General features: G+C 68.2%; 18 protein-coding genes and 3 tRNA genes. 17 read left to right on the top strand and 4 right to left on the bottom strand.

The genetic code is table 11. From position 1 onward, the window contains the following. Positions 1-2: 2 nt before the first annotated feature. Positions 3-1,283, bottom strand: a complete 1,281-nt coding sequence (locus ACIA8N_RS34805; protein ID WP_365784106.1) for an amidohydrolase family protein — start codon at positions 1,281-1,283, stop codon at positions 3-5. 206 nt (positions 1,284-1,489) lie between these two features. Here ACIA8N_RS34805 and ACIA8N_RS34800 point away from each other — a divergent pair. The 6 genes from ACIA8N_RS34800 (at position 1,490) to ACIA8N_RS34775 (ending at position 4,043) form a co-directional block, all read left to right on the top strand. After that, a tRNA-Thr gene (locus ACIA8N_RS34800) sits at positions 1,490-1,562 on the top strand. Positions 1,563-1,606: 44 nt separating this feature from the next. Beyond that, a tRNA-Met gene (locus tag ACIA8N_RS34795) sits at positions 1,607-1,679 on the top strand. A gap of 86 nt (positions 1,680-1,765) precedes the next feature. Then, positions 1,766-1,930, top strand: coding sequence for a 50S ribosomal protein L33 (rpmG, locus tag ACIA8N_RS34790; RefSeq protein WP_003956487.1), 165 nt, complete (start codon positions 1,766-1,768; stop codon positions 1,928-1,930). A 115-nt stretch (positions 1,931-2,045) separates the two neighbouring features. Then, a complete protein-coding gene (locus ACIA8N_RS34785) occupies positions 2,046-2,498 on the top strand; it encodes a MaoC family dehydratase N-terminal domain-containing protein (RefSeq protein ID WP_030213879.1) in 453 nt (150 codons plus the stop codon). A 2-nt stretch (positions 2,499-2,500) separates the two neighbouring features. Continuing rightward, positions 2,501-2,929: a MaoC family dehydratase gene (locus ACIA8N_RS34780; RefSeq protein WP_030549857.1), complete on the top strand. Its 429-nt coding sequence runs from the start codon at positions 2,501-2,503 to the stop codon at positions 2,927-2,929. Positions 2,930-2,978: 49 nt separating this feature from the next. Beyond that, entirely contained in the window at positions 2,979-4,043 is a 1,065-nt protein-coding gene (locus ACIA8N_RS34775; protein ID WP_365784109.1) for a UDP-N-acetylmuramate dehydrogenase, read from the top strand. An 8-nt stretch (positions 4,044-4,051) separates the two neighbouring features. On the opposite strand, the gene ACIA8N_RS34770 is transcribed toward ACIA8N_RS34775, so the two are convergent. After that, positions 4,052-4,684, bottom strand: a complete 633-nt coding sequence (locus ACIA8N_RS34770) for an NAD(P)H-binding protein (RefSeq protein WP_365784111.1) — start codon at positions 4,682-4,684, stop codon at positions 4,052-4,054. 87 nt (positions 4,685-4,771) lie between these two features. Here ACIA8N_RS34770 and ACIA8N_RS34765 point away from each other — a divergent pair, with 87 nt between their 5' ends. Further along, on the top strand, positions 4,772-5,368 hold the full coding sequence (locus tag ACIA8N_RS34765; protein WP_365784113.1) for a helix-turn-helix domain-containing protein: 597 nt from the start codon (positions 4,772-4,774) through the stop codon (positions 5,366-5,368). On the opposite strand, the gene ACIA8N_RS34760 is transcribed toward ACIA8N_RS34765, so the two are convergent. Both ACIA8N_RS34760 and ACIA8N_RS34755 read right to left on the bottom strand, forming a co-directional pair. Then, entirely contained in the window at positions 5,361-6,383 is a 1,023-nt protein-coding gene (locus ACIA8N_RS34760; RefSeq protein WP_365784115.1) for an adenosine deaminase, read from the bottom strand. The two genes, ACIA8N_RS34765 and ACIA8N_RS34760, sit on opposite strands and share 8 nt — an antisense overlap. A 134-nt stretch (positions 6,384-6,517) precedes the next feature. Next, positions 6,518-7,744: a pyridoxal phosphate-dependent aminotransferase gene (locus ACIA8N_RS34755; protein ID WP_365784117.1), complete on the bottom strand. Its 1,227-nt coding sequence runs from the start codon at positions 7,742-7,744 to the stop codon at positions 6,518-6,520. A 217-nt stretch (positions 7,745-7,961) separates the two neighbouring features. Here ACIA8N_RS34755 and ACIA8N_RS34750 point away from each other — a divergent pair. The 10 genes from ACIA8N_RS34750 (at position 7,962) to ACIA8N_RS34705 (ending at position 21,177) form a co-directional block, all read left to right on the top strand. Further along, positions 7,962-8,034: transfer RNA gene (locus tag ACIA8N_RS34750), tRNA-Trp, on the top strand. A gap of 103 nt (positions 8,035-8,137) precedes the next feature. Beyond that, positions 8,138-8,425, top strand: coding sequence for a preprotein translocase subunit SecE (gene secE, locus ACIA8N_RS34745; RefSeq protein ID WP_365784119.1), 288 nt, complete (start codon positions 8,138-8,140; stop codon positions 8,423-8,425). Positions 8,426-8,469: 44 nt separating this feature from the next. Continuing rightward, positions 8,470-9,399, top strand: coding sequence for a transcription termination/antitermination protein NusG (gene nusG / locus ACIA8N_RS34740; protein WP_365784121.1), 930 nt, complete (start codon positions 8,470-8,472; stop codon positions 9,397-9,399). A gap of 158 nt (positions 9,400-9,557) precedes the next feature. Beyond that, the gene (rplK, locus tag ACIA8N_RS34735) at positions 9,558-9,992 is read left to right on the top strand and encodes a 50S ribosomal protein L11 (protein WP_030318720.1); all 435 of its coding nucleotides are present in this window, start codon (positions 9,558-9,560) and stop codon (positions 9,990-9,992) included. An 82-nt stretch (positions 9,993-10,074) separates the two neighbouring features. Further along, complete coding sequence (rplA, locus tag ACIA8N_RS34730; RefSeq protein ID WP_030213902.1) at positions 10,075-10,803, top strand: 50S ribosomal protein L1; 729 nt, start codon at positions 10,075-10,077, stop codon at positions 10,801-10,803. Positions 10,804-10,934: 131 nt separating this feature from the next. After that, positions 10,935-11,852 carry a hypothetical protein gene (locus ACIA8N_RS34725; RefSeq protein ID WP_365784124.1) on the top strand — a complete coding sequence of 306 codons (918 nt, stop codon included), beginning with the start codon at positions 10,935-10,937 and terminating at the stop codon, positions 11,850-11,852. Positions 11,853-12,101: 249 nt separating this feature from the next. Further along, complete coding sequence (rplJ, locus tag ACIA8N_RS34720) at positions 12,102-12,629, top strand: 50S ribosomal protein L10 (RefSeq protein ID WP_030549849.1); 528 nt, start codon at positions 12,102-12,104, stop codon at positions 12,627-12,629. Positions 12,630-12,739: 110 nt separating this feature from the next. Continuing rightward, positions 12,740-13,123 carry a 50S ribosomal protein L7/L12 gene (gene rplL, locus ACIA8N_RS34715; RefSeq protein WP_030549848.1) on the top strand — a complete coding sequence of 128 codons (384 nt, stop codon included), beginning with the start codon at positions 12,740-12,742 and terminating at the stop codon, positions 13,121-13,123. 549 nt (positions 13,124-13,672) lie between these two features. Continuing rightward, positions 13,673-17,155, top strand: coding sequence for a DNA-directed RNA polymerase subunit beta (rpoB, locus tag ACIA8N_RS34710; protein ID WP_030549847.1), 3,483 nt, complete (start codon positions 13,673-13,675; stop codon positions 17,153-17,155). Between the two features lie 107 nt (positions 17,156-17,262). Further along, the gene (locus ACIA8N_RS34705) at positions 17,263-21,177 is read left to right on the top strand and encodes a DNA-directed RNA polymerase subunit beta' (RefSeq protein ID WP_365784127.1); all 3,915 of its coding nucleotides are present in this window, start codon (positions 17,263-17,265) and stop codon (positions 21,175-21,177) included. Positions 21,178-21,192: the final 15 nt, after the last annotated feature.

The following is a 21,192-nucleotide window of genomic DNA, read 5'->3' as shown; positions in this document are numbered from 1 at the left end:
ACTCACGACCGTACGACGGGACCGGCCGGCGGGCTTCCCGGCTCGGGCGGCCGCTCCGGACGCGCCTGGCGCGGCAGGTCGAGCGCCGCCGCCGAGTCGCAGTACTCCCGCACCGCGCTGGTCCTGGCCACCACGCGCCCCCGGTGCACCACGATCCGGCTGTACGCCAGGGACAGCACACCCGACAGGCGCTCCCCCCGGACCGCGAGCAGCTCCGCGGGGAACCCGGCCTCCACCCGCACCTCCGGCAGCCCCATCGCGGCCCGCGTCTCCCCGCTCACCGCGGCGTACGCCTCCTCGGGCGGGAGGCCGCCGAGCGAGGCCAGCAGGTACGCCGCCTCCAGCGGATCGCCGCGCCCCACCGGGTTGGACACGTCCCGCAGCGCCCCGCTGCCCGCCGCGACCCGCACCCCGGCCGCCCGGAGCAGCCGCACCGGTGCCGCGCCGCGCCGCTCCGTGCCCCCGCAGCCGCCCTGCGGCAGGCACATCACGGTCACACCGGCCGCCGCCAGCTGGTCCGCGGCCCGCCGGGCCGCGTCGGCGGGGAGCCGGCCGAGGCCCGCGCACGGGCCGATCGCCACCCCGGGCCGCAGTCCGCCGGCCATCGCCGCGAGCCGGGCGAGCCGGGCAGGGTCCTCCCCGTCGGTGTGCAGGTCGACCGGGACGCCGTGTTCGGCCGCGACCTCGAGGACCGCCTCCACGTAACCGGCCGGGTCCGGGTCGAGATCCGGGCAGCCGCCGACCACCCCGGCGCCCATCTTCACGGCGTCCCGCAGCATCGCCAGGCCGTCGGCGCCCGCGACGCCGGTGAGCAGCCGGGGCACGGCCACGGTGGTGAGGTCGGCGAGGCCGCGCAGCGAGCGCCGGGCCTGGAGTACCGCTTCGAGCGGCCCGAGTCCCTGGACGCCGCCGATCCGCACGTGGGCGCGGAGGGCGGTCGCGCCGTGGCCGAGCTGGAGCAGGGCGGCCTCGGTGGCCCGGCGCTGGACGTCCTCGGGGGCGTACGAGACGGGCCCGGGGGAGTCGGCGGAGAGCGCGGTGTCGGCATGGGCGTGGGGTTCGGCGGCGGCGGGCAGCAGCAGATAGCCGGTGAGGTCCACGCGCGAGCCCACGGCGGCGAGGCTGCCGGCGGTGCCGACGGCCTCGATCCGGCCGCCGACGAGCCGTACGTCGACGGTCCGCCCGTCGGTGAGCCGTGCGTGGGAGAGCAGGAGCGAGGCCGAGTCGGCGGTGGTGGCGGCCCCGTCCTCGGGCGGCTGGGGCTGCTTGCTGTCGGCTGACATCGGGCTCCTCAAGGCTCCTCAAGATCAAGATCACGCAGCGTGGGGCCGAGCCTAGGGGCGCCTGCGGCGAGCTTCGAGGAGGAGCGCAATAGTCGTACCGATGAGTCCACGAGTGGCGTACGTGACGCCTGGTGAGGGCACGCGCGCGGGGTCGCGGAAACGGATTTGGGTGATGGGCCGGAGACCGTGTAATGTCTTCCTCGCTCGCCCCAATAGCTCAGTCGGTAGAGCGTCTCCATGGTAAGGAGAAGGTCTACGGTTCGATTCCGTATTGGGGCTCTGGTGAGAAGGAACCCACCCTCGGGTGGGATCCGGATCATCAAAGCGGTGTAGCTCAGTCGGTAGAGCAAGCGGCTCATAATCGCTGTGTCACCGGTTCAAGTCCGGTCACCGCTACACACGGTAGCCGATTGTGGGGTCGGTCCTTCGATCGGCTACTCTTTTATGCGTTCATCCGTCCCATCCGTCCAAGGAGCACTCACGTGGCTGCCACCGACGTCCGCCCGAAGATCACGCTGGCCTGCGTGGAGTGCAAGGAGCGGAACTACATCACCAAGAAGAACCGGCGTAACAACCCGGACCGTCTTGAGATGAAGAAGCACTGCCCCCGCTGCAACTCGCACACTGCACACCGCGAGACGCGTTAATCAGGCTCGTACACGAGGCCGTCCCCACCAGGGGGCGGCCTCGTGTCGTTTGTCGGCGATCGTTTGTCGGCGACGACAGAGGCACCAGGCAACCAATCCAGGAGGTATCGAGTCCATGGCGCTCGACCAGTCCTTCGTGGGCCGGACCTATCCGCCCACCCCGGCCTACGAGGTCGGTCGCGAGAAGATCCGCGAGTTCGCCGAGGCGATCGGGGACGCCAATCCCGCGTACACCGACACCGAGGCGGCCAAGGCGCTCGGGCACCCGGACGTGATCGCCCCGCCCACCTTCGTGTTCGCCATCACGTTCAAGGCGGCCGGCGCCGTCATCGAGGACCCGCAGCTCGGGCTCGACTACAGCCGCGTCGTCCACGGCGACCAGAAGTTCGCCTACACCCGGCCCGTACGCGCCGGGGACCGGCTCTCGGTCACCTCCACCATCGAGGCGGTCAAGTCTCTCGCCGGCAACGACATCGTCGACATCCGCGGCGAGGTCCACGACGCCTCCGGCGAGCACGTCGTCACCGCCTGGACCAAGCTCGTCTCCCGCGCACCCGAGGGGGCCTGACCATGGCCGCGAAGATCAGCTACGACGAGGTCGAGGTCGGCACCGAGCTGCCGGCGCAGACCTTCCCCGTGACCCGCGCCACGCTCGTCCAGTACGCCGGCGCCTCCGGGGACTTCAACCCCATCCACTGGAACGAGAAGTTCGCGGTGGAGGTCGGCCTCCCCGACGTCATCGCCCACGGCATGTTCACCATGGCCGAGGCGATCCGCGTCGTGACCGACTGGACCGGCGACCCCGCCGCCGTCGTCGAGTACGGCGTCCGCTTCACCAAGCCCGTCGTCGTCCCCAACGACGACAAGGGCGCGGCCGTGGAGGTCAGCGCCAAGGTCGCCGCGAAGCTGGACGACCGGCGGGTGCGGGTGGACATCACCGCGATGAGCGCCGGGCAGAAGGTGCTCGGCATGTCGCGTGCCGTGGTCGAGCTCGCCTGACGGTACGAGCGTCACGGGCCCGTCGCGGAAGCGGCGGGCCCGTACTCTTGTGCCCGTGCAGCCACTCCACGACGCCCTCCTCGCGCCCCTCACCACCTTCCGGCTCGGCGGTCCCGCCACCCGGCTCGTGACCGCCACCACCGACGACGAGGTCGTCGCGGCGGTACGCGAGGCCGACACCACGGGGACGCCGCTCCTCGTCATCGGCGGCGGCTCCAACCTGGTCATCGGGGACAAGGGCTTCGACGGCACCGCGCTGCGCATCGCGACCACCGGCTTCACCCTCGACGGGACCCGCCTGGAACTCGCCGCGGGCGAGGTCTGGACGGACGCCGTCGCCAGGACCGTCGAGGCCGGGCTCGCCGGCATCGAGTGCCTCGCCGGCATCCCCGGCTCGGCCGGCGCGACCCCCATCCAGAACGTCGGCGCCTACGGGCAGGACGTCTCCGCCACCGTGACCGAGGTCGTGGCCTACGACCGGCGCGCCGGGGAGACGGTCACCCTCACCAACGCCGAGTGCGCCTTCTCGTACCGGCACAGCCTCTTCAAGGACCAGCCCGAGCGGTACGTCGTGCTGCGGGTCCGCTTCGAGCTGGAGGACGCGGACGGCCTGTCCGCGCCCGTCAAGTACCCGGAGACCGCCCGGGAACTCGGCGTCGAGGCGGGGGACCGGGTGCCGCTGGCCAGGGCACGCGAGACCGTCCTGAGGCTGCGCGCCGGCAAGGGCATGGTCCTGGACCCCGAGGACCACGACACCTGGTCCGCCGGTTCCTTCTTCACCAACCCGATCCTCACGGCCGGGGAGTACGAGGCCTTCCTCGCGCGCGTGGCCGGGAGGCTCGGCGCGGACGTCACCCCGCCGGCCTTCCCCACGGGAGAGGACGGCGCGGTGAAGACGTCCGCCGCCTGGCTGATCGACAGGGCAGGGTTCACCAAGGGGTACGGCTCAGGGCCCGCCCGGATCTCCACCAAGCACACCCTGGCCCTCACCAACCGCGGCGAGGCGACCACCGAGGACCTGCTCGCCCTCGCCCGCGAGGTCGTCGCCGGGGTCAGGGACGCGTTCGGGATCACCCTGGTCAACGAGCCGGTGACCGTGGGAGTCCAGCTCTAGGGCCCCGCTCAGTACGCCACGCCCACGCCCTGCTTCACCGTGGCCGGGTCGTCGATCATCGCCAGCATCGCGTGGGCCACGTCCGCGCGGGCGAGGGAGCGGCCCCGGGGCGGGGTGCCGCCGACGACCGTGCGGTAGCGGCCGGTGGCCGGCCTGTCGGTCAGCTTGGGCGGGCGTACGGAGGTCCAGTCGGCCGTGCTGGTGGCGAGGTCGGACTCCATGACCCGCAGATCGGCGTAGACGTCCTTCAGGACCGCGTTGACGATCGCGAGCACGGCCTTGTCGAGGACGGCCTGGCCGGCCGGGGCCGGGCCGAGCGGGGCCGCGCTGACCACCAGGAGCCGGCGCACCTTCTCGGCCTCCATGGCCGTCAGCACCGAGCGGGTCAGCCGGGCGGCCACGCCCGCGTCCGCCCGGCTCCGGGCGCCGAGGCCCGAGAGGACCGCGTCCCGGCCCTTGACCGCGCCGCGCAGGGCCTGCGGGTCGGACAGATCCGTCCGCAGGACGGTGAGGCGGCGGCCGCTCGCCGTGAGCCGTGCCGGGTCCCGGACCACCGCCGTCACCTCGTGGCCCGATGCCAGGGCCTGGCGGACGATCTCCTGGCCGATGCCGCCGGTCGCGCCGAAGACTGTGAGCTTCATGTCGCACCCTCCCGGGGTGGGTAAGTGTTCACTCACCCCCAGGGTGAGTGGATACTCACTCACACGTCAAGCGTGGCTGGAGGATGCATGGAACAGAGGCCGACCCGGGTACGGATCGTCGACGCGGCCCGCGACCTGATGCGGACGGCGGGGCTCGCCCGCACCACGACCAAGGAGATCGCCAAGGCCGCCGGCTGCTCCGAGGCCGCCCTCTACAAGTACTTCACCAGCAAGGAAGAGCTCTTCCTCACCGTCCTCAGCGAGCGGCTGCCCCAGCTCGGCGGACTCCTCGGCACCCTGGCCGCCGACCCCGGCGGCCGCACCGTCGAGGAGAACCTCACCGAGGTCGCACGCCAGGCGGCCCGCTTCTACGAGCAGACCTTCGCCGTCCTCGCCTCCCTCTACGCGGAACCGCAGCTCAAGCAGCGCCACGACGAGGCCATGCGCACCTACGGCAGCGGCCCCCACAAGCCCATCGAGGGCCTCGCCGCCTATCTGCGCGCCGAACAGCGGCACGGCCGCGTCGCCGCCGACGCCGACCCGATGGCCGCCGCCTCCCTGCTCCTCGGCGCCTGTGCCCAGCGCGCCTTCGCCTGGGAGGCCACCCCGGACCGCAGGCCCCCGGACTCCCTCGACGACTTCGCGAGCGCCGTCGCACGCACCCTGCTGCGAGGGATCAGCTAGCGATCCAGTCGTCGATCCCGGCCAGCAGCTTCGCCCGGACGCCCTCCGGCGCCGCCGAGCCCCGCACCGACTGCCGGGCCAGCTCCGCCAGCTCCACGTCCGTGAAACCGTGGTGCCGACGGGCGATCTCGTACTGCGCCGCGAGCCGCGAACCGAAGAGCAGCGGGTCGTCCGCGCCGAGCGCCATCGGCACCCCCGCCTCGAAGAGGGTCCGCAGCGGCACGTCCTCGTGCCGCTCGTACACCCCGAGCGCCACGTTGGACGCCGGGCACACCTCGCAGGTCACCCCCCGCTCCGCGAGCTTCCGCAGCAGCCGGGGGTCCTCCGCCGCCCGCACCCCGTGCCCGACGCGCGAGGCCCGCAGGTCGTCCAGGCAGTCCCGTACGGACGAGGGGCCCGTCAGCTCGCCGCCGTGCGGGGCCGCCAGCAGGCCACCCTCCCGCGCGATGGCGAAGGCCCGGTCGAAGTCCCGAGCCAGGCCCCGGCGCTCGTCGTTGGAGAGCCCGAAGCCCACCACGCCCCGGTCCGCGAACCGCACCGCGAGCCGGGCGAGCGTACGGGCGTCGAGGGGGTGCTTCATCCGGTTCGCCGCGACGACCACCCGCATCCCGAGACCGGTCTCCCGCGACGCCGCGTCGACCGCGTCGAGGATGACCTCGAGGGCCGGGATGAGCCCGCCGAGATGCGGCGCGTACGAGGTGGGGTCGACCTGGATCTCCAGCCACCCCGAGCCGTCCCTGACGTCCTCCTCGGCCGCCTCGCGCACGAGCCGCCGGATGTCCTCGGGCGAGCGCAGACAGGACCGGGCGATGTCGTAGAGCCGCTGGAAGCGGAACCAGCCGCGCTCGTCGGTCGCCCGCAGCTTGGGAGGCGTACCGCTGCTCAGCGCCTCGGGAAGATGCACGCCGTACTTGTCGGCCAGCTCGATGAGCGTCGTGGGCCGCATCGAACCGGTGAAGTGCAGGTGCAGATGGGCCTTGGGCAGCAGGGTGATGTCGCGGGAATCGTGCTCCATTGGCCGATCCTGCCGCACCCGAATGGACCAGGACACCCCCTTTCCCCGATCGGGACCCCGCTAGAACGCAAAAACGGGCCCCCGGTTCCGAAGAACCGGGGGCCCGAAGCACACCTCAACGTTTAGGGGAGAGGTCAGACGGTCGCCTCGGCCAGCAGCTTCTGGATCCGGGACACGCCCTCCACCAGGTCCTCGTCGCCCAGCGCGTACGAGAGGCGCAGGTAGCCCGGCGTGCCGAAGGCCTCACCGGGCACGACCGCCACCTCGGCCTCGTCCAGGATCAGCGCGGCCAGCTCGACCGAGGTCTGCGGGCGCTTGCCGCGGATCTCCTTGCCGAGCAGCGCCTTCACCGACGGGTACACGTAGAACGCGCCCTCGGGGGTCGGGCAGAGCACGCCCTCGATCTCGTTGAGCATCCGCACGATCGTCTGTCGGCGACGGTCGAAGGCGCGCCCCATCTCCGCTACCGCGTCCAGGTTGCCCGAGACGGCGGCGAGCGCGGCCACCTGCGCCACGTTGCTCACGTTGGACGTGGCGTGCGACTGCAGGTTGGTCGCGGCCTTCACCACGTCCTTCGGGCCGATGATCCAGCCCACCCGCCAGCCGGTCATCGCGTACGTCTTGGCGACGCCGTTGACGACGATGCACTTGTCGCGCAGCTCCGGCATGACCGCCGGCAGGGACACCGCGGAGGCGCCGCCGTAGACCAGGTGCTCGTAGATCTCGTCCGTGAGGACCCACAGGCCGTGCTCGACGGCCCAGCGGCCGATCGCCTCGGTCTCGGCCTCGCTGTAGACGGCGCCGGTCGGGTTCGACGGGGAGACGAAGAGGACGACCTTGGTCTTCTCCGTACGGGCCGCCTCCAGCTGCTCCACCGAGACCCGGTAGCCGGTGGTCTCGTCGGCCACGACCTCCACAGGGACACCGCCCGCGAGGCGGATCGACTCGGGGTACGTCGTCCAGTAGGGCGCCGGGACGATGACCTCGTCGCCCGGGTCCAGGATCGTGGCGAAGGCCTCGTAGATCGCCTGCTTGCCGCCGTTGGTCACCAGGATCTGCGAGGCGTCGACCTCGTAGCCTGAGTCACGCAGCGTCTTGGCGGCGATCGCGGCCTTCAGCTCCGGCAGACCGCCGGCGGGCGTGTAGCGGTGGAACTTCGGGTTCTTGCAGGCCTCGACGGCCGCTTCGACGATGTAGTCCGGCGTAGGGAAGTCGGGCTCACCCGCGCCGAAACCGATCACCGGGCGCCCGGCGGCCTTGAGAGCCTTGGCCTTGGCGTCGACGGCGAGGGTGGCGGACTCGGAGATCGCACCGATGCGGGCGGAGACCCGACGCTCGGTGGGAGGGGTAGCAGCGCTCATGCGGCCCATCGTCCCAGACCGCCTCAAGGCCCGGCACACAGGTTTCACGGACCGGACAGGAACGGTCATTCCTGGTCGTACGCGCGTCGGGCGGCGGGCCGGTCACGGTTCTGTCGCCGTTTCTGTTCGACGTAGGGGCCCCTGACCACGTATGCTCACTGCTCGTTGGCCCGCACCGACCACATCTCACGATGCGGTAGGTTGGGGACACCAACAAAGGGTCGTAGCTCAATTGGTAGAGCACCGGTCTCCAAAACCGGCGGTTGGGGGTTCAAGTCCCTCCGGCCCTGCTACACACACCGCCAGGTGTTGTGCGCATGTACGTACTTCATTGCACCGCCGTGCGGCTCCACCCGGGCGCGGCACGGCCGACCCGGAATCAGGTGAGAGATCGTGACGGACGCCGTAGGCTCCATCGACATGCCTGATGCCGATGACGATGCCGCAGAGTCGAAGAAGAAGTCTCGCAAGGGCGGCAAGCGCGGAAAGAAGGGCCCTCTGGGCCGTCTCGCGCTCTTCTACCGTCAGATCGTCGCGGAGCTCCGCAAGGTCGTCTGGCCCACGCGCAGCCAGCTGTCGACGTACACCACTGTGGTGATCATCTTCGTCGTCATCATGATCGGCCTTGTCACCGTGATTGACTATGGCTTCCAGGAAGCAGTCAAGTACGTCTTCGGCTGACTTTTTGTTCCACCCCATCTGTATCGCAGGAAGAAGCAGCCACCGTGTCTGACGCGAACCTGAACGACGCCTTCGAGTCCGAGTCCGTCGAGGACGAGCTGGACATCGTCGAGGCCGCCGACGAGGACCAGGCCGACGCTGCTGACGACGTTGCCGGCGAGGCCGCCGAGGAAGCCGCTCTCCACGTCGAGTCCGATGAGGACGACGACGAGGACGAGTCGGAGACCGACGAGGCCGCCGAGGGCGACGACGACGAGGCCGCCGACGACGTCGAGGCCGCCGAGGGCGACGACGAGTCCGTCGAGGACGAGGACGCCGAGGAAGAGACCGAGGAGGAGGCCGAGCCGGCCGCCCCGGTCGACCCGGTCGCCGCGCTCCGCGAGGAGCTGCGCCTCCTGCCCGGCGAGTGGTACGTCATCCACACCTACGCGGGCTACGAGAAGCGCGTGAAGGCCAACCTGGAGCAGCGCGCCGTCTCGCTCAACGTCGAGGACTTCATCTACCAGGCCGAGGTCCCCGAGGAAGAGATCGTCCAGATCAAGGGCGGCGAGCGGAAGAACGTCAAGCAGAACAAGCTTCCCGGGTACGTGCTCGTCCGCATGGACCTGACGAACGAGTCCTGGGGCGTCGTCCGCAACACCCCCGGCGTCACCGGCTTCGTGGGCAACGCCTACGACCCGTACCCGCTGACCCTGGACGAGATCGTCAAGATGCTCGCCCCGGAGGCCGAGGAGAAGGCCGCCCGCGAGGCCGCCGAGGCCGAGGGCAAGCCGGCTCCGGCCCGCAAGCTGGAGGTCCAGGTCCTGGACTTCGAGGTCGGCGACTCGGTGACGGTCACGGACGGTCCCTTCGCGACCCTCCAGGCGACGATCAACGAGATCAACCCGGACTCGAAGAAGGTCAAGGGCCTCGTCGAGATCTTCGGTCGCGAGACCCCGGTCGAGCTCAGCTTCGATCAGATCCAGAAGAACTGATCCCACCCTCTTCCGACCAGGTCAGAGTGGCTGTCACAGCCGCTCTGACCTGCTCGGTTTTTAGCCGCGCGTGTATACCCGTTATCGTTGTGCGGTATGCCTCCATCCGGATGACCGGATGGCGGGCTGAACACTCTCACTAGGACCCGGAGAGAGCAATGCCTCCCAAGAAGAAGAAGGTCACGGGGCTTATCAAGCTCCAGATCAACGCCGGTGCGGCGAACCCGGCCCCGCCGGTCGGCCCCGCGCTCGGTCAGCACGGCGTCAACATCATGGAGTTCTGCAAGGCCTACAACGCCGCGACCGAGTCGCAGCGTGGCATGGTCGTGCCGGTGGAGATCACGGTCTACGAGGACCGTTCCTTCACCTTCATCACCAAGACTCCGCCGGCCGCCAAGCTGATCCTCAAGGCCGCGGGTGTGGACAAGGGCTCCGGCGAGCCGCACAAGACCAAGGTCGCCAAGCTCACGGCCGCCCAGGTCCGCGAGATCGCCACGGTCAAGCTCCCCGACCTGAACGCCAACGACCTGGACGCCGCGTCCAAGATCATCGCTGGCACCGCCCGTTCGATGGGCATCACGGTCGAGGGCTGAGCAGCCCCCGTTCGACCTTTTCAGTGGTAGGGCCAGCGCCGGCCCGCACCACGACTCCACACCTGAACCACCAGGAGAAGAAGTGAAGCGCAGCAAGGCTCTCCGCGGCGCGGACGCCAAGATCGACCGGGAGCGGAACTACGCCCCCCTCGAGGCCGTCCGTCTCGCCAAGGACACCGCCACCACGAAGTTCGACGGCACCGTCGAGGTCGCCTTCCGCCTGGGTGTCGACCCGCGCAAGGCCGACCAGATGGTCCGTGGCACCGTGAACCTTCCGCACGGCACCGGTAAGACCGCCCGGGTCCTGGTCTTCGCGACCGGTGACCGTGCCGAGGCCGCGATCGCCGCCGGCGCCGACATCGTCGGCTCGGACGAGCTCATCGACGAGATCTCCAAGGGCAACCGCCTGAACGAGTTCGACGCCGTGGTGGCCACCCCGGACCTCATGGGCAAGGTCGGCCGCCTCGGCCGCGTCCTCGGCCCGCGTGGTCTCATGCCGAACCCCAAGGTCGGCACCGTCACCCCCGATGTCGCGAAGGCTGTCAACGACATCAAGGGCGGCAAGATCGAGTTCCGCGTCGACAAGCACTCGAACCTGCACTTCATCATCGGCAAGGTCTCCTTCGACGAGACCAAGCTGGTGGAGAACTACGCCGCGGCTCTGGACGAGATCCTCCGTCTGAAGCCGTCCGCCGCCAAGGGCCGCTACATCAAGAAGGCGACCCTGACGACGACGATGGGCCCCGGCATCCCGCTGGACTCCAACCGCACCCGCAACCTCCTCGTCGAGGAGGACCCGGCTTCTGTCTAGCCGGGCCGAACCCCGCGGGGTTCGCTGAAGTGCATCGGCCGGCCCCCGCCTCTCTCCGGAGAGGCGGGGGCCGGCTCTTTGTTACGGTTCACAGGACCGCAAGGACCTTGATCAAGGGGTGGGGAACTCTCATGAACAAGTCGGTAGGGAAGCGCGCGGGCATAGCCGCCACGGTGGTGGCCCTCGCCGTGGGCGTCGCAGGCTGTCAGGACGGCACGGGCAAGGCGTCCGGCGCACCGGCGTCCGAGGCGCCGAAGACCCAGAGCCTCGGCGACGTCACGAAGGTCATCCAGGCGGCTTACGAGAAGACCTCGGCGGCGAAGGCCGCCAAGGTCAAGATGACGATGAGCATGACCGGTACCGGAGCGGACTCCGGCACCGTCGAGATGACCGGCGTGCAGGGCTGGGACCCCGCGGTGATGGACATCACCATGAAGGGCTCCATGCTGAGCGCGGGCGGCACCGGCGGCCCCGAGCAGATGCGCATGGTCATGCTCGACAACGTCATGTACATGGACATGGGTGCCGAGCAGGCCGCCGAGATGGACGGCAAGCGCTGGATGAAGATGGACCTGAAGGCCGCCGCCGACATGTCCGGCGACAAGTCGCTCCAGAAGCAGATGACCGGCGGCCTGGACAACATGAACCAGGACCCGGCCCAGCAGCTCGCCCTGCTGCTCGACTCCCCGAACCTCAAGCACGTCGGCGCCGAGAAGATCAACGGCATGGAGACGCAGCACTACAAGGGCACGCTGACCTTCGAGCAGATGCTGGAGGCCAACAAGGCCTCCAAGGCGTTCTCCAAGGAGGAGCACGACGCCCTCGTCGCGAGCATGAAGAAGGCCGGCCTCAAGGGGTACGACACCGAGGTCTGGGTCAACGCGGACGGCTACCCGGCGCGTATGGACGTCGGCATGACCATGTCCGAGGGCTCGATGCAGATCCGGGCCGACTACAGCGACTACGGCACCCAGGCCGCCGTCCAGGCCCCGCCGGCCAAGGACACCCTGGACCTCTTCGAGATGCTGAAGGGCGCAGGACAGGCCTGATTTGCCCGAAGCCGACCCGGTCGCGTACTCTTCCACAGAAGCCAAAGACCGCTGGTTGTCACTGTGCCGTCAAGGTGCGGTGGCCGAAGGATTCGCTGAGACGCGAACGGCCCGCGCAGGTGATTGTGGAAGAGTTCCCGGATCTTCGTGATGCGGTAGAGCTGAGCCCCGAGCGCCTGCGCCCGGGGCGTTTTGTTTTGTCAGCCCCTTCTGAGCGGTCCTCATCACCCGGAAGGAGGCCGACGCTCTATGGCAAGGCCCGACAAGGCTGCTGCGGTAGCCGAGCTTGAGGACCAGTTCCGCAGCTCGAACGCCGTTGTGCTGACCGAGTACCGGGGTCTCACCGTCGCGCAGCTCAAGACGCTGCGTCGCTCGCTCGGTGAGAACGCCCAGTACGCCGTGGTGAAGAACACGCTGACCAAGATTGCGGCCAACAACGCCGGGATCACCTCGCTCGACGACCAGTTCACCGGTCCGACGGGCGCTGCCTTCATCACCGGTGACCCGGTGGAGTCGGCGAAGGGTCTTCGTGACTTCGCCAAGGAGAACCCGAACCTCATCATCAAGGGCGGTGTCCTTGACGGTAAGGCGCTGACCGCCGATGAGATCAAGAAGCTCGCGGACCTCGAGTCCCGCGAGGTTCTGCTCAGCAAGCTGGCCGGCGCGTTCAAGGGCAAGCAGTCTCAGGCTGCCTCGCTCTTCCAGGCGCTGCCGTCGAAGTTCGTCCGCACCGCGGAGGCGCTTCGCGTCAAGCTCGCCGAGGGCGGTGCCGAGTAATTCGGCTCGCGCACTGATCCACGCCGCCTAGTGCGTGGGTCACAGCGGGCCGTTACGCCCGCCTCTACATACATCCGGCACCTGCCGAATTAGTGGAAGGATCGCCCATCATGGCGAAGCTCTCTCAGGACGACCTCCTCGCCCAGTTCGAGGAGATGACCCTCATCGAGCTCTCCGAGTTCGTGAAGGCCTTCGAGGAGAAGTTCGACGTCACCGCCGCCGCGGCCGTCGCCGTTGCCGGCCCCGCCGCCGGTGGCGCTGCCGCCGAGCCCGAGGCCGAGCAGGACGAGTTCGACGTCATCCTCGAGGGTGCCGGCGACAAGAAGATCCAGGTCATCAAGGTCGTGCGCGAGCTCACCTCCCTGGGCCTCAAGGAGGCCAAGGACCTCGTCGACGGCACCCCGAAGCCGGTCCTCGAGAAGGTCGCGAAGGAGGCCGCCGAGAAGGCTGCCGAGTCCCTCAAGGCCGCCGGCGCCTCCGTCACGGTCAAGTAAGACCGTTTCGAGTCGCTGAAGCTGACTCCCGCCCCCGTGTAACGCGGAGGCACCGAAAGGCGATCACCCTTCTGGGTGGTCGCCTTTCGGCGTTCCCCGGGAAGGGCGTGGCGCGGGCCGTGAGGGCCGCCGGGAGCGGAGTATGGTGATCTTCGCCGTGCGCCCCGCAGACCGGGGGGCCTTGACGAACCGCACGCAGCGCGCAATTCTCAGGACGCGTCGTCACAACGATCCGTTTCCGAGGCATGGATCGACGGCTGAACGGGCAGTATCGAGGTGCGCCACACGGCGCGAGGTACCGCGGAGTTGAGAGCAACGAGGGTCGCGAATTACTCGCCCTGGACATCAGTGAGCCAAGTGGCTACACTGACCCTTTGCGCTGCCTGTTAGCTGCCCCCTGCCCGTCACCAGGGGCATACCTTCGCATCTGCATCATTGGCTGACCCCTCTGAACTGGCCTTTCGGTCATATCAGGAAACGTCTGCCATGACGCACTGCTGAGGGACCGGTACGCGCGTAGTGAGTCCGAGCCCTCGGAAGGACCCCCTCTTGGCCGCCTCGCGCAACGCCTCGACCAATACGAACAACGGCGCAAGCACCGCCCCGCTGCGCATCTCCTTTGCAAAGATCAAGGAGCCCCTCGAGGTTCCGAACCTCCTCGCGCTGCAGACTGAGAGCTTTGACTGGCTGCTCGGTAACGCCGCCTGGAAGGCTCGCGTCGAGGCTGCCCTTGAGTCGGGACAGGACGTCCCCAGGAAGTCCGGCCTGGAGGAGATCTTCGAGGAGATCTCCCCGATCGAGGACTTCTCCGGGTCGATGTCGCTGACCTTCCGCGACCACCGCTTCGAGCCGCCGAAGAACTCGATCGACGAGTGCAAGGACCGTGACTTCACGTACGGCGCCCCGCTCTTCGTCACCGCCGAGTTCACCAACAACGAGACCGGCGAGATCAAGTCCCAGACGGTCTTCATGGGCGACTTCCCGCTCATGACCAACAAGGGCACCTTCGTCATCAACGGCACCGAGCGTGTCGTGGTGTCGCAGCTGGTCCGTTCGCCGGGTGTCTACTTCGACTCCTCCATCGACAAGACGTCCGACAAGGACATCTTCTCCGCCAAGATCATCCCCTCCCGGGGTGCCTGGCTGGAGATGGAGATCGACAAGCGCGACCTGGTCGGTGTCCGCATCGACCGCAAGCGCAAGCAGTCCGTCACCGTCCTCCTCAAGGCTCTCGGCTGGACCACCGAGCAGATCCTCCAGGAGTTCGGCGAGTACGAGTCCATGCGTGCCACCCTGGAGAAGGACCACACCCAGGGCCAGGACGACGCGCTGCTCGACATCTACCGCAAGCTGCGTCCGGGCGAGCCGCCGACCCGTGAGGCCGCTCAGACGCTGCTCGAGAACCTCTACTTCAACCCGAAGCGCTACGACCTCGCCAAGGTCGGCCGCTACAAGGTGAACAAGAAGCTCGGCGCGGACGAGCCGCTGGACGCCGGCGTGCTCACGACCGATGACGTCATCGCCACGATCAAGTACCTGGTCAAGCTCCACGCGGGCGAGACCGAGACGATCGGCGAGAACGGCAACGAGATCGTCGTCGAGACCGACGACATCGACCACTTCGGCAACCGTCGTCTGCGCAACGTCGGCGAGCTCATCCAGAACCAGGTCCGCACGGGTCTGGCTCGTATGGAGCGCGTCGTGCGTGAGCGCATGACCACCCAGGACGTCGAGGCGATCACGCCGCAGACCCTGATCAACATCCGGCCGGTCGTCGCCTCCATCAAGGAGTTCTTCGGCACCAGCCAGCTGTCGCAGTTCATGGACCAGAACAACCCGCTGTCGGGTCTGACGCACAAGCGTCGTCTCTCGGCGCTGGGCCCTGGTGGTCTGTCCCGTGAGCGGGCCGGCTTCGAGGTCCGAGACGTGCACCCGTCCCACTACGGACGCATGTGCCCGATCGAGACCCCCGAAGGCCCGAACATCGGTCTGATCGGTTCGCTCGCCTCGTACGGCCGCGTCAACGCGTTCGGCTTCATCGAGACGCCGTACCGCAAGGTCATCGACGGTCAGGTCACCGACGAGGTCGACTACGTCACCGCCGACGAGGAGGACCGCTTCGTCATCGCGCAGGCCAACGCCGCGCTCAACGACGAGATGCGCCTCACCGAGAACCGCGTCCTGGTGCGCAAGCGTGGCGGCGAGGTCGACTACGTCCTCCCGTCCGAGGTCGACTACATGGACGTCTCGCCGCGCCAGATGGTGTCGGTCGCGACGGCCATGATCCCGTTCCTCGAGCACGACGACGCCAACCGTGCCCTCATGGGCGCGAACATGATGCGTCAGGCGGTGCCGCTGATTAAGTCGGAGGCCCCGCTCGTCGGCACCGGCATGGAGTACCGCTGTGCCACCGACGCCGGCGACGTGCTCAAGGCCGAGAAGGACGGTGTCGTCCAGGAGCTGTCGGCCGACTACGTCACGGTCGCCAACGACGACGGCACGTACATCACGTACCGCCTGCACAAGTTCTCCCGCTCCAACCAGGGCACCTCTGTGAACCAGAAGGTCGTCGTGGACGAGGGCGACCGCGTCATCGAGGGCCAGGTCCTCGCCGACGGTCCCGCCACCGAAGACGGCGAGATGGCGCTCGGCAAGAACCTGCTCGTGGCGTTCATGCCGTGGGAGGGTCACAACTACGAGGACGCGATCATCCTGTCGCAGCGCCTCGTGCAGGACGACGTCCTCTCCTCGATCCACATCGAGGAGCACGAGGTCGACGCCCGTGACACCAAGCTCGGCCCGGAGGAGATCACCCGGGACATCCCGAACGTCTCCGAGGAGGTCCTCGCCGACCTCGACGAGCGCGGCATCATCCGTATCGGTGCCGAGGTCGTCGCCGGCGACATCCTCGTCGGCAAGGTCACGCCCAAGGGCGAGACCGAGCTGACGCCGGAGGAGCGCCTGCTCCGAGCGATCTTCGGTGAGAAGGCCCGTGAGGTCCGTGACACCTCGCTGAAGGTGCCGCACGGCGAGATCGGCAAGATCATCGGCGTCCGCGTCTTCGACCGCGAGGAGGGCGACGAGCTTCCCCCGGGCGTGAACCAGCTGGTCCGCGTCTACGTCGCCCAGAAGCGCAAGATCACCGATGGTGACAAGCTCGCCGGCCGTCACGGCAACAAGGGCGTCATCTCGAAGATCCTCCCGATCGAGGACATGCCGTTCCTGGAGGACGGCACCCCGGTCGACATCATCCTCAACCCGCTGGGTGTCCCGTCCCGAATGAACCCGGGACAGGTCCTGGAGATCCACCTCGGCTGGCTCGCCAGCCGCGGCTGGGACGTCTCCGGCCTCGCGGACGAGTGGGCGCAGCGCCTCCAGGCGATCGGCGCCGACCAGGTCGCCCCGGGCACCAACGTCGCCACCCCCGTCTTCGACGGTGCGCGTGAGGACGAGCTCGCGGGTCTGCTGAACCACACCATCCCGAACCGCGACGGCGAGCGCATGGTGCTCCCGACCGGTAAGGCGAGGCTGTTCGACGGCCGCTCCGGCGAGCCGTTCCCCGACCCGGTCTCGGTCGGTTACATGTACATCCTCAAGCTGCACCACCTGGTCGACGACAAGCTCCACGCTCGTTCGACCGGTCCGTACTCGATGATCACCCAGCAGCCGCTGGGTGGTAAGGCCCAGTTCGGTGGCCAGCGCTTCGGTGAGATGGAGGTGTGGGCGCTGGAGGCGTACGGCGCCGCTTACGCCCTCCAGGAGCTGCTGACGATCAAGTCCGACGACGTGACCGGCCGCGTGAAGGTCTACGAGGCCATCGTCAAGGGCGAGAACATCCCTGAGCCCGGCATCCCCGAGTCCTTCAAGGTGCTCATCAAGGAGATGCAGTCCCTGTGCCTCAACGTGGAGGTGCTGTCCTCGGACGGCATGTCCATCGAGATGCGCGACACCGACGAGGACGTCTTCCGCGCAGCGGAGGAGCTCGGCATCGACCTGTCCCGGCGCGAGCCGAGCAGCGTCGAAGAGGTCTGACGGGAGTTCGGTCGGGGACTCGGCGTAACGCCGCCGAGTCCCCGGCCGGCCCCAGGACCCCCGTATCAGACCCCAAGCCTTACAACCCTGAGAGGGATTGACGCATAGTGCTCGACGTCAACTTCTTCGACGAGCTCCGGATCGGTCTGGCCACCGCTGACGACATCCGTCAGTGGAGCCACGGCGAGGTCAAGAAGCCGGAGACCATCAACTACCGCACGCTCAAGCCCGAGAAGGACGGACTCTTCTGCGAGAAGATCTTCGGTCCGACCCGGGACTGGGAGTGCTACTGCGGCAAGTACAAGCGTGTCCGCTTCAAGGGCATCATCTGTGAGCGGTGTGGCGTCGAGGTCACCCGCGCGAAGGTGCGCCGTGAGCGGATGGGCCACATCGAGCTCGCCGCTCCCGTCACCCACATCTGGTACTTCAAGGGCGTTCCGTCGCGTCTTGGCTACCTGCTCGACCTCGCCCCGAAGGACCTCGAGAAGGTCATCTACTTCGCGGCGTACATGATCACGTTCGTCGACGACGAGCGTCGTACGCGTGACCTGCCCTCCCTGGAGGCGCACGTCTCCGTCGAGCGTCAGCAGATCGAGAACCGTCGCGACTCCGACCTGGAGGCCCGCGCCAAGAAGCTCGAGAACGACCTCGGTGAGCTGGAGGCCGAGGGCGCGAAGGCCGACGTGCGCCGCAAGGTGCGCGAGGGCGCCGAGCGTGAGATGAAGCAGCTGCGCGACCGTGCGCAGCGCGAGATCGACCGTCTGGACGAGGTCTGGTCGCGTTTCAAGAACCTCAAGGTCCAGGACCTGGAGGGCGACGAGCTCCTCTACCGCGAGCTGCGTGACCGCTTCGGCACGTACTTCGACGGTTCGATGGGTGCTGCCGCTCTGCAGAAGCGCCTGGAGTCCTTCGACCTCGACGAGGAGGCCGAGCGCCTCCGCGAGATCATCCGTACCGGCAAGGGCCAGAAGAAGACCCGTGCGCTCAAGCGCCTCAAGGTCGTCTCCGCGTTCCTGCAGACCGCGAACAGCCCCAAGGGCATGGTTCTCGACTGCGTGCCGGTGATCCCGCCGGACCTGCGTCCGATGGTGCAGCTGGACGGTGGCCGCTTCGCGACCTCCGACCTGAACGACCTGTACCGCCGCGTGATCAACCGCAACAACCGTCTGAAGCGTCTCCTCGACCTCGGTGCCCCCGAGATCATCGTGAACAACGAGAAGCGCATGCTTCAGGAGGCCGTGGACGCCCTCTTCGACAACGGTCGTCGTGGTCGTCCGGTGACCGGTCCCGGCAACCGTCCCCTGAAGTCCCTCAGCGACATGCTGAAGGGCAAGCAGGGTCGATTCCGTCAGAACCTTCTCGGCAAGCGTGTGGACTACTCTGCGCGTTCCGTGATCGTCGTCGGTCCGCAGCTGAAGCTGCACCAGTGTGGTCTGCCGAAGGCCATGGCCCTGGAGCTCTTCAAGCCGTTCGTGATGAAGCGCCTGGTGGACCTGAACCACGCGCAGAACATCAAGTCGGCGAAGCGCATGGTCGAGCGCGGCCGCACGGTCGTGTACGACGTCCTCGAAGAGGTCATCGCCGAGCACCCGGTTCTGCTGAACCGTGCGCCCACGCTGCACCGCCTCGGCATCCAGGCCTTCGAGCCCCAGCTGGTCGAGGGCAAGGCCATCCAGATCCACCCGCTCGTCTGCACCGCGTTCAACGCGGACTTCGACGGTGACCAGATGGCCGTGCACCTGCCGCTCTCCGCGGAGGCGCAGGCCGAGGCCCGCATCCTGATGCTGTCCTCGAACAACATCCTGAAGCCCGCCGACGGCCGTCCGGTCACGATGCCGACCCAGGACATGGTCCTCGGTCTGTTCTTCCTGACCACCGACGGTGAGCTCCGTGACACCAAGGGCGAGGGCCGCGCGTTCGGCTCCACGGCCGAGGCGATCATGGCGTTCGACGCCGGCGAGCTCGCTCTGCAGTCGCAGATCGACATCCGCTTCCCGGTCGGCACCGTCGCTCCGCGCGGCTGGGTCCCCCCGGTCGCGGAGGAGGGTGACGAGCACGTCCCGGCCGCCGAGTGGCAGCAGGGCGACTCGTTCCGTCTGCGGACGTCCCTGGGCCGCGCGCTCTTCAACGAGCTGCTGCCCGAGGACTACCCGTTCGTCGACTACTCCGTCGGCAAGAAGCAGCTCTCCGAGATCGTCAACGACCTCGCCGAGCGCTACCCCAAGGTCATCGTGGCGGCGACGCTCGACAACCTGAAGGCGGCCGGCTTCTACTGGGCGACCCGTTCCGGTGTCACCGTGGCCATCTCCGACGTCGTCGTGCCCGAGGCCAAGAAGGCCATCGTCAAGGGCTACGAGGAGCAGGACGAGAAGGTCCAGAAGCAGTACGAGCGCGGTCTCATCACGAAGGAAGAGCGCACTCAGGAGCTCATCGCGATCTGGACCAAGGCGACCAACGAGGTTGCCGAGGCGATGAACGCGAACTTCCCGAAGACGAACCCCATCTTCATGATGGTCGACTCGGGTGCCCGAGGAAACATGATGCAGATGCGTCAGATCGCGGGTATGCGTGGTCTGGTGTCGAACGCCAAGAACGAGACGATCCCGCGTCCCATCAAGGCGTCCTTCCGTGAGGGCCTCACCGTTCTGGAGTACTTCATCTCCACGCACGGTGCCCGTAAGGGTCTGGCGGACACCGCCCTGCGTACCGCCGACTCGGGTTACCTGACCCGTCGTCTGGTGGACGTCTCGCAGGACGTGATCATCCGCGAGGAGGACTGTGGCACCGAGCGCGGTCTGAAGCTGCGGATCGCCGAGCGCGGCGCCGACGGTGTCCTGCGGAAGACGGACGACGTCGAGACCTCCGTGTACGCGCGGATGCTCGCCGAGGACGTCGTCATCGACGGCAAGGTCATCGCGCCGGCCAACGTCGACCTGGGTGACGTGCTCATCGACGCCCTGCTCAACGCGGGCGTCGAGGAGGTCAAGACCCGTTCGGTCCTGACCTGTGAGTCCGCCGTCGGTACCTGTGCGTTCTGCTACGGCCGTTCGCTCGCCACCGGCAAGCTGGTCGACATCGGTGAGGCGGTCGGCATCATCGCCGCCCAGTCCATCGGTGAGCCCGGTACCCAGCTGACGATGCGTACCTTCCACACCGGTGGTGTGGCCGGTGACGACATCACCCAGGGTCTGCCCCGTGTCGTCGAGCTCTTCGAGGCTCGTCAGCCCAAGGGTGTCGCCCCGATCTCGGAGGCGGCCGGCCGCGTCCGTATCGAGGAGACCGAGAAGACCAAGAAGATCGTCGTCACCCCGGACGACGGCACCGACGAGACGGCGTTCCCGATCTCGAAGCGTGCCCGTCTGCTCGTGGGCGAGGGCGACCACGTCGAGGTGGGCCAGAAGCTCACCGTGGGTGCCACCAACCCGCACGACGTGCTCCGGATCCTCGGTCAGCGCGCGGTCCAGATCCACCTGGTCGCCGAAGTCCAGAAGGTCTACAACTCGCAGGGCGTGTCGATCCACGACAAGCACATCGAGATCATCATCCGGCAGATGCTGCGCCGCGTGACGATCATCGAGTCCGGCGACGCGGAGCTGCTTCCGGGCGAGCTCGTCGAGCGCTCGAAGTTCGAGACCGAGAACCGTCGTGTGGTCACCGAGGGCGGTCACCCCGCCTCCGGCCGTCCGCAGCTGATGGGTATCACCAAGGCCTCGCTGGCGACGGAATCCTGGCTGTCGGCCGCCTCCTTCCAGGAGACGACCCGAGTCCTGACGGATGCGGCGATCAACGCCAAGTCCGACAGCCTCATCGGCCTCAAGGAGAACGTCATCATCGGTAAGCTCATCCCGGCCGGTACGGGTCTTTCCCGCTACCGCAACATCCGGGTCGAGCCGACCGAGGAGGCCAAGGCCGCGATGTACTCGGCCGTCGGCTACGACGACATCGACTACTCGCCGTTCGGCTCGGGCTCCGGCCAGGCCGTTCCGCTGGAGGACTACGACTACGGTCCGTACAACCAGTAAGTAGTGGTGCGAAGG

Origin of the sequence: Streptomyces sp. NPDC051822 (assembly GCF_044452745.1) — a bacterium.
Classification (GTDB): domain Bacteria; phylum Actinomycetota; class Actinomycetes; order Streptomycetales; family Streptomycetaceae; genus Streptomyces.
Note: the sequence above shows the minus strand (reverse complement) of the source record. Positions and strands in the feature narration are given on the sequence as shown.

Excerpts from the sequence above, each read along its gene's own strand:
- ACIA8N_RS34780 (WP_030549857.1), top strand. The coding sequence starts at position 2,501 with ATGGCCGCGAAGATCAGCTACGACGAGGTCGAGGTCGGCACCGAGCTG.
- rplL (WP_030549848.1), top strand. The coding sequence starts at position 12,740 with ATGGCGAAGCTCTCTCAGGACGACCTCCTCGCCCAGTTCGAGGAGATG.
- ACIA8N_RS34805 (WP_365784106.1), bottom strand. The coding sequence starts at position 1,283 with ATGTCAGCCGACAGCAAGCAGCCCCAGCCGCCCGAGGACGGGGCCGCC.
- ACIA8N_RS34785 (WP_030213879.1), top strand. The coding sequence starts at position 2,046 with ATGGCGCTCGACCAGTCCTTCGTGGGCCGGACCTATCCGCCCACCCCG.
- ACIA8N_RS34760 (WP_365784115.1), bottom strand. The coding sequence starts at position 6,383 with ATGGAGCACGATTCCCGCGACATCACCCTGCTGCCCAAGGCCCATCTG.
- rplK (WP_030318720.1), top strand. The coding sequence starts at position 9,558 with ATGCCTCCCAAGAAGAAGAAGGTCACGGGGCTTATCAAGCTCCAGATC.
- ACIA8N_RS34770 (WP_365784111.1), bottom strand. The coding sequence starts at position 4,684 with ATGAAGCTCACAGTCTTCGGCGCGACCGGCGGCATCGGCCAGGAGATC.
- ACIA8N_RS34755 (WP_365784117.1), bottom strand. The coding sequence starts at position 7,744 with ATGAGCGCTGCTACCCCTCCCACCGAGCGTCGGGTCTCCGCCCGCATC.
- ACIA8N_RS34725 (WP_365784124.1), top strand. The coding sequence starts at position 10,935 with ATGAACAAGTCGGTAGGGAAGCGCGCGGGCATAGCCGCCACGGTGGTG.
- ACIA8N_RS34765 (WP_365784113.1), top strand. The coding sequence starts at position 4,772 with ATGGAACAGAGGCCGACCCGGGTACGGATCGTCGACGCGGCCCGCGAC.
- rplJ (WP_030549849.1), top strand. The coding sequence starts at position 12,102 with ATGGCAAGGCCCGACAAGGCTGCTGCGGTAGCCGAGCTTGAGGACCAG.